The following is a 12238-nucleotide window of genomic DNA, read 5'->3' on the forward strand; positions in this document are numbered from 1 at the left end:
GGTCATCCGGGTTGGTTTCGCCGCAGGCCGGCCGGTGGCACCGCCCGGCGCGCCGGAGCCGGACGGGTCCCGTCGGGCGGAGCAGCGGGTCAGACGACGGACAGCTCGGGAAGTGGGAAGACCAGCTTGCCGCCGCCGGCCAGGAAGTCGCTCTCCCGCTCGACGAAGCCGTCCCGGTAGATCCAGGGCAGCACCAGCAATTGGTCGGGACGGCGGGACTTGGCCTGCTCCTCGGACACGATGGGAATCTTCGTTCCAGGGGTGAAGCAACCGGACTTGTCCGCGTTGGGTTCGCCGATGCACGGCAGGTCTTCCTCGGTGAGCCCGCAGAACTGGAGGATCACGTTGCCCTTGGTCGAAGCGCCGTACCCGAGGGTCACCTTGCCCGCCTTGCGCGACTCGTCGAGGAAGTCACGAAGGCGGTCGCGGTAGTCATGAACGCGCTTGGCGAATGCCTCGAACGGGGCCATGGTGTCCAGCCCGAGTGCGGTCTCCCTGGCGCGGACGGCGGCCAGTCCGGCCTCGTCCACGGGGTGGCGGCCGGGGCGCTTGGCGAGGGTCACGCAGAGGCTGCCGCCGTAGACCTCGGTGAGTTCGGCCTTGAGGACCGTGAACCCGACGCGCTCGGCCATCCACTCGATCTGGCTCAGCGCGTAGTACTCGAGGTGCTCGTGGCACACCACGTCATAGGCGGTGCCCTCGATCATGGCCGGCAGGTAGCTCTGCTCCATCACCCATATGCCGTCGTCGTCGAGGACGTCGTACACGTCCTGCATGAACGCCATCGGCCGCGGCAGGTCGTAGAACATCGCGATGGAGGTGACCGCCTTGGCACGGCGTGAGCCGAACCTGTCGGTGAACAGGTCGCGGGAGAAGAAGTCGGGAATCAGTTCGACGTCCGGCGGATAGTGGTCGCGGAACTTGGGTCCGGTGGGGTCGATGCCGACGCGGGTCGGGCCCGGCGTGGGGTAGCCGCGCAGCAGCGTGGAGTCGTTGCTGCCGATGTCCAGGACCAGATCGTCCGGACCCAGGTCGACCAGGCCGGTGATCGCCGCGACCTTGTCGTGGAGGTGCTGGACCATGAACGGGCGTATCCCCGACCGGTAGCCGTAGTTCTCGTTGTACATGAGCCCGAAGTCGGCCGTGTGGCGGAGTTGGACGAGGCCGCAGCCGTCCGGCGAGCACTTGAGCAGTTCGAGGGGGACCGCCGGGACGTCCTCGTCCCGGGTGCGGGGAAAGACGCCGGTGAGAGCCTGCGGGCCCAGGTCGAGGACCGGCAGCAGGTTGCGGTTGCCGCAGATGCGGCAGTCTTCGATGATCATGGATTCTCCAGGTCGCGTTCCATCATCGGCTGGACCGGATCGGAACCGGCGTCGTGATCCCACGCCAGGCGCGGCGAGCCCCGCCAGGTAACTGCCGGTGACCCTAGTGCCGAAGTGCCGGGCCACCCTGCTTCCGGGGTGCATTCTGGAAAATGCTCCAGAACCCGCATGCCGCGGCCGCTTTGCGGATGTGCCGGTGGCAGGCTCTGGGGCGCGGGGTCGGCCCCACCTCCGCTGCACCACTGCTCACCCCGGCGAGGGGTCGCCGATCCTGCTCGCCTGTGCTATTTTTTGCTTGGCTATGCAACTCGCCGTGGTTGTCCGCCGTGGAGGTCGGGTCGTGGCCATCAGGCAGCCGACGGGACTCCGGGGCGCGGAATCGTCGGAGAGTGGTCCGATCCCGCGCGGACGGACAGCAACAGACGACTCAAGGAGCAGCGATGGCTGCACTGCGTGACGAAACCGAGTTGGCACAAGACCGCAATCACCGCGAGCAGACCGCAGCCCGCCGTCAGTTCGCGGTGACCCTGCTCTGCGATGTCGTCCTTCCCGTGGGGCTCTACTACGTGCTGCGCAGCGCGGGCCTCGGGGAACTGGCGTCGCTGCTGATCAGCGCCGCCGCGCCGGCACTCAGCACCGGCTACACCATCGTCAAACAGCGCAAGGTCGACAGCGTCGGCCTGTTCGTCATCGCCATCCTCGTGCTCGCCGGCCTCGGCTCGCTCATCTCCGGCAGTCCACGCCTGGCCCTGGCCAGAGGCGGCTGGTTCACCGGACTGATCGCCCTGTGGATCCTCGGATCGCTCTTCACCTCCCGCCCGTTCACCTACCGGGCACTGAAGACGCTGCTGCCGGGCAAGTCGCAGGCCCTGGAAGGGTTCTGGCGCACCGACCCCCAATTCCGGCGCATCTGGCGGGGGCTGACCGTGCTCTGGGGATGCGGGCTGCTCGTCGACGCGGCCCTGCGCGTGGTCATGGCGTACACCCTGCCCGTCGATACGGTGCCGGCGCTCGACGGTGCGCTGTACTTCGTGACGTACATCGTGCTGCAGGTGATCACGCACGTCGTGCTCCACCGCTCCGGGGTGTTCCAACTGCTCTTCCCCGGACGGGGGAGACGCCCGGGCAGGCCCCGGGTCCGGACGGAGAAGAAGGACGACGGGACGGCCTGAGCGGAGCCGGAACAGCGCGTGCGGCCGCCGGACGGAGGCACGCAGCGTAACGGCGTGGGTGCCCCCACCCGGCGGGTGACCGGACGCAGCCGTCGCCGCGAGCACCGGAAGCCCAGAAGAACTCCTAGTTATTCCGGAACGACCTTGCCCGGTGTCACAGCGCGTGACCAGGATACCGGCGATCGGTTCACCGCCATGGGAGAAGTTGATGCTGACCCACGTGCCGCTTCCGCAACGTCAAGAGCTCACCGCGCGCGGTACCTTCCTGGCGTACCCACGTCTCCCCTGGCCGCTGAGGGCGATGAACGGGCTGCTCGGCCCACTGGCACCACGGATGTGGCCGCTCGACCCCGAAGCGCTCAACCGAAAGGCGGCCGTCCGGGCCAAGGTGCCGGCCGTCGCAGCGGACACCACCTTCGAGGAGCCACTGGCCCTGCTGTGCCACTCGCTCACCGAGGAAGTCCAGCTGACCGCGAACGGCCGCTTCATGCTGCACAGCCAACTGGTCAACAACCTCTCGACCCGACTGCGCCTGGCGGAACTCGCCGCACGGCGCCCGGAGATCTTCGAAGCACCGGTACCCGAACCGCTGTTCATCACCGGTGCACCGCGCACCGGTACCACTTTCCTGCAACGGCTCATCGCCCGGGACCCGCGCTCCCGCTCCCTCCCGCTCTGGGAATCGACGCACCCCCTGCCCGACGGTGACCTGACCGCCGCCCGCAAGGACCCCGACCCTCGTATCAAGGCCAGTCGGGTCGAGGTCGGGATGACGAACCGGATCCTGCCCGAACAAGCGGCGATGCACGAACTGGTGTATGACGAGGCCGAAGAGGACAACCTGCTTCTGTCCTTGAGCCACTGCTCACCCATGTACGAGGACATCGGGCTGGTCCCTGCGTACACCCGGTGGTACACCACCACCGACCACACCGACGGCTACCGCTACTTCAAACGGGTCCTGCAGTTCCTTCAGTGGAGCCGCCCGGCCGGTGACCGCTGGGTGCTGAAGTCCCCCGGCCACGCCGAAATGCTGCTCCCACTGTTCGGCGCCTTCGACGACGCCACGGTGGTGCAGACCCACCGGGACCCGGTGACCTCGGTGATCTCCTTCAGCAACATGGTCGCCTACGGCGCCAGGGTCTACTTCGCCCACCCCAACCCCCATCTGATCGGCAAGTACGCCGCCGACGTCATCGAGCGGTCCCTGCGCGCCTCGCTGAGGGACCGCGTGGGCCGTGAACACCAGGTCGTGGACGTGCTCTTCCGTCCGCTCGTCGAGGACCCGCTCCGCGAGGTACGCCGGGTGTACGAGGCGGCCGACCGCGAACTGGACGCCGTCACCGAGCAGGCGATGCGCGCGTATGCGAAGGCCGAGGAACACCGCAGCGGCCGCCATCGCTACGCCGCTGAGGACTTCGCCCTGGACGTCTCCGAACTCAGGGAGCGCTTCGCCTTCTACTACGACCACTTCGACGTACCACAGGAGAAGCGCTGACATGGACGACGACGGTCTCATATGTGGATGCGCCGGCGCGACGGTCTGGTTCACCGGACCGCCGGGCGCCGGCAAGACCACCGTCGCGCAGGCCCTCGCCGGCGCGCTGCGGGCACGGCGGCACCGGGTGGAGATCCTCGACGGCGACCCCCGACACGCGACCCTCCCCACCGGACCCGCCCGGGACGACCCCGACCGGCACACCGAGCGCACCGGCCTCGCCGCCGAGGTCCTGGCCCGCAACGGCTTCCTCACCCTGGTGTCAGCCACCGCTCCCGGCGCGGCGAGCCGCGACGCCGTCCGCCGACGTCACGAGGCGACCGGCACCCCCTACGTGGAAATCCACCTGGACGCACCGCAGTCGGTGTGCGCGAAGCGCCGCCCCACCGGGGCACCCATGGACCACGGCGCCCCCACGCCGCCGGAGGAGACGTACGAGCCACCTCCCGCCCCGGACCTGCGCCTGATCACGCACCACATGTCGGTCAGCCAAACGGCCGCAGCCGTGTACGCCCTGCTGGCCGACATGGGTGTGGTGCGGTCCCGCTGCGTCGGTCCCACGGACGGGACCCCACCGGATCCACTCGCCGGGCAAGGGGTCTGGCCCGTCTCTTGACCTCTGACGCGTGAAGAGCAGGAGGCCGGAGGTGGCGGCCTGGCGCGGAGCCCACGGTCGTCGGCGGCTGCCGGGTGTCCGGCCCGGAGGGTCGGGCCGGACACCCGGGTTGGGGTCGACGGCGTAGCCGAGCTTTGCTCGAGCTGGCGATCGTTCGGCGGCGGACTGTTCGGAGCGGCGTTGGGTGACGTGGTCGCCGTCGGGCTCCCGGGCAGCGGTGGCGTCGGCTTGTTCCAGGTGCCGGTCTGGTGATCGAGGTGGACCGCCCGTACGCCCTCCAGCCGATGAGTTCGGTGCGCGTGTGCTCGGCGGTACGCCCAGCCGGCCAGGCGAAGCGAGATCGATCACGGTGGCCAGATGGAGCAACTTCCCGCCATCCGGCGGGAGATAGGTGAGTCGCCGACGTACTTCGTGTTCGGCTCGCTCGGGGTCGCGGCCGACCGGGTCCGGGGCCTTTGCCGCGACCGGGTCGTCGTGGTGCGGTGTCTGCAGCGCAGCCGGAGCCCGGCGAGCCCGAGGCTCCGCACATCGCGCGCGATCCGCTGGTGGCAGACCCGTTCGCGGACCTCGGCGGTGACCCTGGGGACGCCGCAGGCGTCGTCCGATTCCCGGTGCACAGCCCGTACCCGGGTGGCGAGCCGGTTGCCGGCCGCCTGCCGGTCGGCCCGAGCAGGAGCACGACGCCAGCAGGCGAAGCTGGAGCGGGAGATGTCGAGGATGGTGCACAGCCGCCTCAGGCCGTAGGAGTTCCGCGCCGCCGAGCGTGCCGGCACCCCGGGCCGTGACCGGCCGGGCCCCGGACCCTCCGCGTCGAACCATGGGCCGGAACGGAGGGTGCCGGCGGTCCTACTGCTGGGGCCGCGGGTCCTCGGTGGCCGTCGCGCGGGCGAGGGCCACCACCCGGTCGAGCGTGGGGTCGCTGATGATCGTGGTGAGTTGGGCCATGAAGGCCTCTTCCCGGTCGGACTCCAGCACCTCGCGGCAGACACCGGCGACCATCGCGAGCAGCGACAGCGAATCACCGCCCATCCGGTGGAAGTCGGCCTGGCCGTCCAATCGGGAGCGCTCCACTCCCAGGGTGCGCGCCCAGACCCGGGCCACCGCCTCCTCCACCGGATCCACCCGCACGGCCGCACCCCCGCGGACCGGCGCCCCGGCGTCCGGTCCCTCGGCGAACGGGTCCGGCAGTGCCTTCTCGTCGACCTTGCCGCTGACCGTGTACGGCAGCTCCGGCACGAGGAGCACTGCGGCGGGCACCATGTAGCGGGGCAGCCGCTCCTCGGCGTAGGCGGTCAACTCCTTCGGCGTGACCTCCCCGTGGGACAGCACATACGCGAACAGGGACTTGCCGGGACGGCCGGGTCGGGCCCGTGCCACCACCACGACCCGGTCGGCCGCGGGATGGCCCTCCAGGCACTGCGCCACCTCGGCCGGCTCCACCCGGTGGCCCCTCACCTTGACCTGGTTGTCGATGCGTCCGATGAACTCCAACCCACCCGAGGGAAGGACCCGGGCCAGATCGCCCGTGCGGTAGACCCGGGTGCCGTCCGCCAGCACGGGGAAGCGTTCCCGGTCGAGGTCCGGGCGGCCGCGGTAGCCGCGGGCCAGCTGTGCCCCGCCGAGATACATCTCGCCCACCTCACCCCGGGGGACGAACCGCCGTTGCGCATCGAGGAGGAACACCTGTGTGTTGTCGGCCGGCATCCCGATCGGCACCACGGCCCGGCTGCGGTCCTGCTCCGGCCGGAAGGTGTACGCCGTGCACCCGATGGTGGCCTCGGTCGGCCCGTACTCGTTGACGATCCGGCAGTCGGCCCCGAACATCTCCTGTGCCCGCGCCGCGACCTCCACCCGCAGTTGTTCACCGATCACGACGAGGGTGTGGAACCCGGCCGGGTGCATGTCGAGTTGCCCGATGAGATCGAGGTGGGAGGGCGTGAGGTTCAGCATGTTGGCGCCCGAGTGCTCCAGCAGGCCACGCAGCGAGAGGTGATGGGGCTCGTCACGCAGGAGGATCACTTCGCCGCCCGCCAGCAGGGGCAGGAACACGGACGTGCCCGAAACGTCGAAGGACGGTGAGGTGAGCAGTGGCAGCCGGGTTTCGGCATCCACCCCGAATTCCCGGGTCGCCCAGTGGACGTAGTTCCGGAGGTTGCGGTGCTCGATCTGCACGCCCTTGGGACGGCCCGTCGAGCCCGAGGTGTAGATGATGTACGCCAGGTCGTCCGGTGCCACCTCGGCGTCCCTGAAGCCGCCGTCGCCGGCCGGGGCGTCGGCCGTGCCGACGGGCGGATCCGGATCGGCTGCCGCGGCCACCAGCTCGTCCAGCACCAGCGGCACGCATCCCTCCGGGAGACACGCGCGCTGCTCGTACGGCCGTTCCATCAAGCAGAAGGCGGCACCCGCGTCCGCGAGCAGCCCGGCCAGGCGCGCGTCCGGATGCTGTGCGTCGACCGGCAGATAGCAGGCCCCGGCCCGCAGCACGCCCCACAGTCCCGCCACACCCGCCACCGACCGGCCGGCGAGCAGGGCGACGACGCTGCCCCGGCCGGCGCCGCGCCGCGCCAGCTCGGCGGCCACGGCGTCCGCGCGGCGGCTCAGTTCTGCGTAGGTGACCGGTCCCTCCGGCCCGCTGAGCGCCACTCGGTCGGGGGTCCGCCGGACCTGCTCACGGAACAGCTGGACCACCGAACCGTCCGTCGGCAGCGCCCGCGCCGTGTCGTTCCCCGTCCAGTGGCGGTGCGCACGGGGCGACAGGGCCTCCTCCACCCGGTCGAGCAGCGCCTCGGCGCGCCCCGCGACCCCGGGGCCGTCCTGCCAGGCCAAGGTGACCTCCGTGCGGCCCTCGCTCTCCATCATCTCGATCGACGGCGGGCTGCCGGGGCCGGTGCCGCCCAGCGTGTACAGCGTCCTGGCCCGGAAGCCGGCAGTACCGAAGTCGTGCAGGTCGTAGGCACCCAGATGTGTCACGAAGCCGAGGGCGGAGAACCGGCCCTTGCGGACGGCCGCACGGTCGACCGCCGCCGACATCAGGCGCAGCACCGGCAACGGTGCCTTCAGCAGGCGGGGTTCGGTGCGCAGCGCCAGCTCCTCCTTCGCGGAGAGCGCGGTGAGCATCCGGTGATGCGTCTCCTCCCAGCCGTCCCCGGGACCGACATCCAGCACCAGCGCCTGGGACAGCCAGGCCGTGGACCGGACGGCCGCGTCATGGCGGCGTAGGTCGACCGGCACGAAGAACTGGCCCCTGCCGCCCGGTCCGTAGGCCGCGGCCAGTGCGGTCGTCACCTTGGCCGTGGCCGCCGGGTGGCTGCCGTCGACGGTCCGGCGCCGCCAGAGCATCCCCCGGGAACTACGGGGCAGGTGACCCAACGGGGAGGGCCAAGCCAGCTTTCCCACGCCCTGCGGGATCGGCGGCAGCCCGTCCGGAAGGTCGAGGTGTCGTAGGAACGCGTCACTGTTCTGCCGGTCGGGGGCGCCCAGCGGCTGCTGACCGCGCAGCACCCGGAACACATCGACGACCCAGGGCAGCAGGCCCCGAGCATCGGTCACGGCGTGGCACGCCCGGAAGATCACGGTGGCCGGATCGCCGGGAACGAGCAGAACCTCGCAGGTCGGCCCGGACGGGCTGAGCGGCTTCCGCAGTGCGGGGGAGTCCAGTAGCCGACCGTCGAACGGTCCGGGCAGCACGTGCACCAAGGGTGCGGTCCCGCCGTCCACCCAGTGGCGCCCTTCTCGCCGGAGCCGGGTGCCCGGGCACGCCTCCGAGGCGACCGCCACCGCCGCGCCGAGCTCTTCGGCGTCCAGGGTCCCGTCGCCCTCGATGACGTGCTGGATGGTGTTCCGGCCGCCCATGCCCACGTACAGCCATTCCTCGGCCGACAGGGGTCTGGTGTAGGGCCGACGCTCGGAAGGGTCACGCATTCCTGGCCTCCGCGGATAAAGCTGGCTCTGTCCTGCCGGTACGGCGCATATCATCCGTCGCAGGTGGCTAGGGGGGCCCTTAGTGTTCCCGGACCGCTGGACTACGACATCGGGGACCCTGGTCGTGGTGATGACGGCCGCGTTGACGGTCGGGTTGTCCGCCGCGCTCGACGACGGGAAGCCCGGGTCTTGCCCGTGCCCGTGGCGGTCGGTGACGAGAGCGGAAACCCGCTGGTGCCGTGCGGGGTCAGCAACCGTTGTGGCTCACCGAGGCGAAGGCGCTACGCCCAGTGCGACACGGCGTGCCCCGCGGGGGACGTCTCCACCCCGAACTCGAGGATCGCCGAGATCACCTGGGCGATGTCGTCCGGGGATTCCACCGGGACGACAGGGAACGGGAACCGGAGCAGATCCCTGGGCAGCGACGGTCCGAGGACGAGCCCGAGACGGGTGCCGTGCGAGGCCATCTCCCGTGTGAGCACATCGAGTTCAGCAGGCTGGACGACATTCCGCACGAAGAGCTCGCCGACCTCGTCCGCCGTACGCAGGGTCCTCGCCTCCAGTGGGGAACACAGCGGCACGGTGGGGGCGGCGAACGGCAGTTCCGACACCAGCCGCTGCATCTCGGCACGGGCTTTCCGGCCGAGCGGGCTGTGTACCGTGACGCCGCTGCTCCCGTTGATCCGGACAGCGCCCTTCGGGGCCGCGGCGGCCAACCGCGCCAGCGCCCTGCCGTCCCCGGTCAGCAGCACCACCCGGTACACCCCACTGGTGTCCCGGCCCAGGGAGCCGCCGTAACGGACGCCTCCACCCACCGCAGAGCGGTACCAGCCGGGATCCGCGCCGGCCGGTAGAAAGGCCAGCGCGACGGTTCCCGCACGGTCGGGGCCTTCGATGCGACCGGTCCCGGCCAGCGTCCGGATCAGCGCGTCGCGCGGGAGCGTGCCCGCCAGGGCGGACGCGACCATCGTCCCGATGCCCAGACCGCCCAGCACACCGGGCCGGATCTTGTGCACCGCGAGCACGTCATGGATCCCCAGCATCGCCGTCGCCAGCGCCAACCGGCCGATGAGGGCACGCTCGTGCGGCCCGGCCCGTGAACGGTCCCGGCCGAGCAGCCGTCCGGCGTCCACGCCCGTCCACTCGGCGACCTTGCGGTACCGGTGGCGCAGCACCGGGGAGCAGTCATGGAACGCGGCCAGCCCGCTCGGGTCGTAGGCATCGAGATCGGTACCGCAGAGGAACGCGAGACCGGCGTGCGTCATCGCCGGACGGCCGTGCGGCCCAGCGCCGGCACCAGGACCGCGGCCGCGACCAGGTGCATGCACAGCAGCGTGATCTTGGCACCGGTCGTCACACCGTTCTGCAGCGGAGCGATCAGCGAGAGGGCGAGCACCACGACGGCGATGACCGTCCACACCCGGCGCGGTCGTAGGGTGAGGCGCTCCAGCAGGGCGAGCAGCGCCCAGGCGGCGAATCCGGCGACGAGGCCGGCGAGGACGACCGCGGCCGGTCCGATGTGTTGGAGGGCGCCGCCGGGCTTCATCCGCACATCGAGCTCCACGTCCAGCAGCACCGTGGCGATCGCCCACACCACGAGCGTGGCGGCCGTGGTCCCGAGGACGGCCAGGACCCGGGCGGACCGTGGCGATGTCGCAGCCATGATGAACCAACCTCCTGAGGCGGGCGTGCAGGACTGGCACGGCGGGCGCGAAGGGTGCCGAACCACCATCGTTCCTCGGGCAGCGACCGCTGCACCGCGAGGCTAGGCCCCGGGCGGGGTGCCGCGCCACCGGTCCGGTTCCCTCGCCCCCGAGAACCGGGGAAACGTCCAGACTTCGGCCGTGTCGGGCCGGTAGACCTTGTGCCGGTGGTCCGGACCCACTGGATAGTGGCGGCAGCAAGTGTTTCCCGATCCGCACGGGACGACGGTGCCGGCCGCGGTGCGGCCGGGCCGGTCCACAGGAAAGGACGGATCACCACGATGAGTTCCCCCCTTGCGGACGACGGCCTGTGGTGCCGGCGGTTCCACCCGGCCCCGGACGCGGGCCGGCGCCTGGTGTGCTTCCCGCACGCCGGCGGTTCCGCGAGCTTCTACCACCCCGTCTCGGCCGCGCTCAGTCCCGGAGTGGACGTGCTCGCCGTGCAGTACCCCGGGCGGCAGGACCGCCGCCAGGAACCCGCCGTCGACGACATCGGGCTCCTGGCCGACCTGATCGCCGAAGCGCTGGAAGCCTGGACCGACCGGCCGCTGACCTTCTTCGGACACAGCATGGGCGCGGTGGTGGCCTTCGAGGTGGCACGGCGGCTGGAACGCGACGGGGACGGCCCCGTCCGGCTGTTCGCCTCGGGTCGCAGAGCGCCGTCCGCGTACCGCGACGAGCAGGTGCACCGGCGGGACGACGACGGCATCGTCGCCGAGCTGCGGGCCCTGAGCGGCACCGACTCGCGCGTCCTCGACGACGAGGAGATGCTGCGGATGGTGCTGCCCGCGCTGCGCAGCGACTACAAGGCCGTCGAGACCTACCGCTGCGAGCCCGGTGCCGTCGTGCGGTGCCCCGTCACCGTGCTCGTCGGCGACGACGACTCGAAGACATCCCTCGGCGAGGCCCGGTCCTGGGACTCGCACACCACCGGCACATGCGACCTCCAGGTCTTTCCCGGCGGGCACTTCTACCTCGTCGACCGACCGAAAGAGGTGATGGACGTGCTCAGCGACCACTTCACCTCGACCGCCCTTCCCCACCGTGCGTAGGTGCCACCCCGCTGCCCCGACCGAGCGCCCCTGGAGCCCTGACAGTCATGCCTGAACCGCTACTCACCGCGTCGGCCACGCCCGCACCACGCACCGGTCGCCGGCCCAGGGTCGGTCACATCGACTTCCTCAACTGCCTGCCGCTGTTCTGGGGACTGGCCAAGAGCGGCAGTCTGCTCGACATGGACCTGCGCAAGGACAGCCCGGACGGCCTGAGCGACGCGCTCGTCGCGGGTGCGCTCGACATCGGGCCGATCAGTCTCATGGAATTCCTCAAACACGCAGACGAGTTGGTGGCACTGCCGGGCATCGCCGTGGGTAGCGACGGTCCCGTGGAGTCCTGCCTGATCGTCAGCCAGGTCCCGCTGGACCAGCTGAACGGAGCACCCGTCGCGCTCGGGTCCACCAGCCGGACCTCGGTGCGGCTCGCCGAGCTGCTGTTCGCCGAGTCGGTCGGCGTCCGGCCCGAATACTTCGTCTGCCCTCCGGACCTGGCGGCAATGATGCAGCGGGCGCGCGCGGCCGTCGTGATCGGTGACGCCGCGTTGCGCGCCTCCCTGCATGACGCGCCCCGGCTCGGCCTGCAGGTGCACGACCTGGGTCAGATGTGGCGCGACTGGACCGGACTGCCCTTCGTCTTCGCCGTCTTCGCCGCCCGCAAGGACTTCCTCGCCAGGGAGCCGGAGACCGTCCGTCGCGTACACGCCGATCTTCTGGCGTCCCGCGATCTGTCCCTCGCCGAAGTCAGGGAGGTCTGTGAACAGGCCGCCCGTTGGGAGGCCTTCGACGCCCGGACCCTGGAGCACTACTACACCACCGCCCTCGACTTCAGCCTCGGTGAGCGCCAGCTCGCCGGAATCGCGGAATTCGCCCTGCGGGTCGGCGGCGGACGGGCCGGCTTCCCGCCGGACGTCCGCGTCCAGCTCCTGGGCCCAGAAGCGACCAGCACCTGAC

General features: G+C 70.9%; 9 protein-coding genes. 5 read left to right on the forward strand and 4 right to left on the reverse strand.

All coding sequences use genetic code 11. The features are described from left to right. Positions 1-89: 89 nt before the first annotated feature. Complete coding sequence (locus ACFXOM_RS19595) at positions 90-1322, reverse strand: class I SAM-dependent methyltransferase (protein WP_384948839.1); 1233 nt, start codon at positions 1320-1322, stop codon at positions 90-92. 440 nt (positions 1323-1762) lie between these two features. Here ACFXOM_RS19595 and ACFXOM_RS19600 point away from each other — a divergent pair, with 440 nt between their 5' ends. The 3 genes from ACFXOM_RS19600 to ACFXOM_RS19610 all read left to right on the forward strand — a co-directional run bounded on the left by ACFXOM_RS19600 (position 1763) and on the right by ACFXOM_RS19610 (position 4608). Beyond that, positions 1763-2494, forward strand: coding sequence for a VC0807 family protein (locus tag ACFXOM_RS19600; protein WP_384942685.1), 732 nt, complete (start codon positions 1763-1765; stop codon positions 2492-2494). Positions 2495-2657: 163 nt separating this feature from the next. Continuing rightward, a complete protein-coding gene (locus tag ACFXOM_RS19605) occupies positions 2658-3992 on the forward strand; it encodes a sulfotransferase family protein (protein WP_384942687.1) in 1335 nt (444 codons plus the stop codon). A 1-nt stretch (position 3993) separates the two neighbouring features. Then, a complete protein-coding gene (locus tag ACFXOM_RS19610; protein ID WP_384948845.1) occupies positions 3994-4608 on the forward strand; it encodes an adenylyl-sulfate kinase in 615 nt (204 codons plus the stop codon). An 846-nt stretch (positions 4609-5454) separates the two neighbouring features. On the opposite strand, the gene ACFXOM_RS19615 is transcribed toward ACFXOM_RS19610, so the two are convergent. The 3 genes from ACFXOM_RS19615 to ACFXOM_RS19625 form a co-directional block, all read right to left on the reverse strand. Continuing rightward, positions 5455-8529 (reverse strand): non-ribosomal peptide synthetase, encoded by a 3075-nt coding sequence (locus ACFXOM_RS19615; protein ID WP_385038611.1) that lies wholly within the window; start codon positions 8527-8529, stop codon positions 5455-5457. Positions 8530-8810: 281 nt separating this feature from the next. After that, positions 8811-9794: a hypothetical protein gene (locus ACFXOM_RS19620; RefSeq protein WP_384942694.1), complete on the reverse strand. Its 984-nt coding sequence runs from the start codon at positions 9792-9794 to the stop codon at positions 8811-8813. Beyond that, entirely contained in the window at positions 9791-10192 is a 402-nt protein-coding gene (locus ACFXOM_RS19625; RefSeq protein ID WP_384942696.1) for a DUF6069 family protein, read from the reverse strand. Before ACFXOM_RS19625 ends, ACFXOM_RS19620 begins: the two co-directional genes overlap by 4 nt. A 321-nt stretch (positions 10193-10513) precedes the next feature. Here ACFXOM_RS19625 and ACFXOM_RS19630 point away from each other — a divergent pair, with 321 nt between their 5' ends. Further along, the gene (locus ACFXOM_RS19630) at positions 10514-11284 is read left to right on the forward strand and encodes a thioesterase II family protein (protein WP_385038614.1); all 771 of its coding nucleotides are present in this window, start codon (positions 10514-10516) and stop codon (positions 11282-11284) included. A 47-nt stretch (positions 11285-11331) separates the two neighbouring features. After that, positions 11332-12237: a menaquinone biosynthetic enzyme MqnA/MqnD family protein gene (locus ACFXOM_RS19635; RefSeq protein ID WP_384942699.1), complete on the forward strand. Its 906-nt coding sequence runs from the start codon at positions 11332-11334 to the stop codon at positions 12235-12237. Position 12238 lies beyond the last annotated feature (1 nt).

Source organism: Streptomyces sp. NPDC059169 (assembly GCF_042755225.1).
Classification (GTDB): domain Bacteria; phylum Actinomycetota; class Actinomycetes; order Streptomycetales; family Streptomycetaceae; genus Streptomyces.

Excerpts from the sequence above, each read along its gene's own strand:
- ACFXOM_RS19615 (WP_385038611.1), bottom strand. The coding sequence starts at position 8,529 with ATGCGTGACCCTTCCGAGCGTCGGCCCTACACCAGACCCCTGTCGGCC.
- ACFXOM_RS19595 (WP_384948839.1), bottom strand. The coding sequence starts at position 1,322 with ATGATCATCGAAGACTGCCGCATCTGCGGCAACCGCAACCTGCTGCCG.
- ACFXOM_RS19620 (WP_384942694.1), bottom strand. The coding sequence starts at position 9,794 with ATGACGCACGCCGGTCTCGCGTTCCTCTGCGGTACCGATCTCGATGCC.
- ACFXOM_RS19600 (WP_384942685.1), top strand. The coding sequence starts at position 1,763 with ATGGCTGCACTGCGTGACGAAACCGAGTTGGCACAAGACCGCAATCAC.
- ACFXOM_RS19635 (WP_384942699.1), top strand. The coding sequence starts at position 11,332 with ATGCCTGAACCGCTACTCACCGCGTCGGCCACGCCCGCACCACGCACC.
- ACFXOM_RS19610 (WP_384948845.1), top strand. The coding sequence starts at position 3,994 with ATGGACGACGACGGTCTCATATGTGGATGCGCCGGCGCGACGGTCTGG.
- ACFXOM_RS19630 (WP_385038614.1), top strand. The coding sequence starts at position 10,514 with ATGAGTTCCCCCCTTGCGGACGACGGCCTGTGGTGCCGGCGGTTCCAC.
- ACFXOM_RS19625 (WP_384942696.1), bottom strand. The coding sequence starts at position 10,192 with ATGGCTGCGACATCGCCACGGTCCGCCCGGGTCCTGGCCGTCCTCGGG.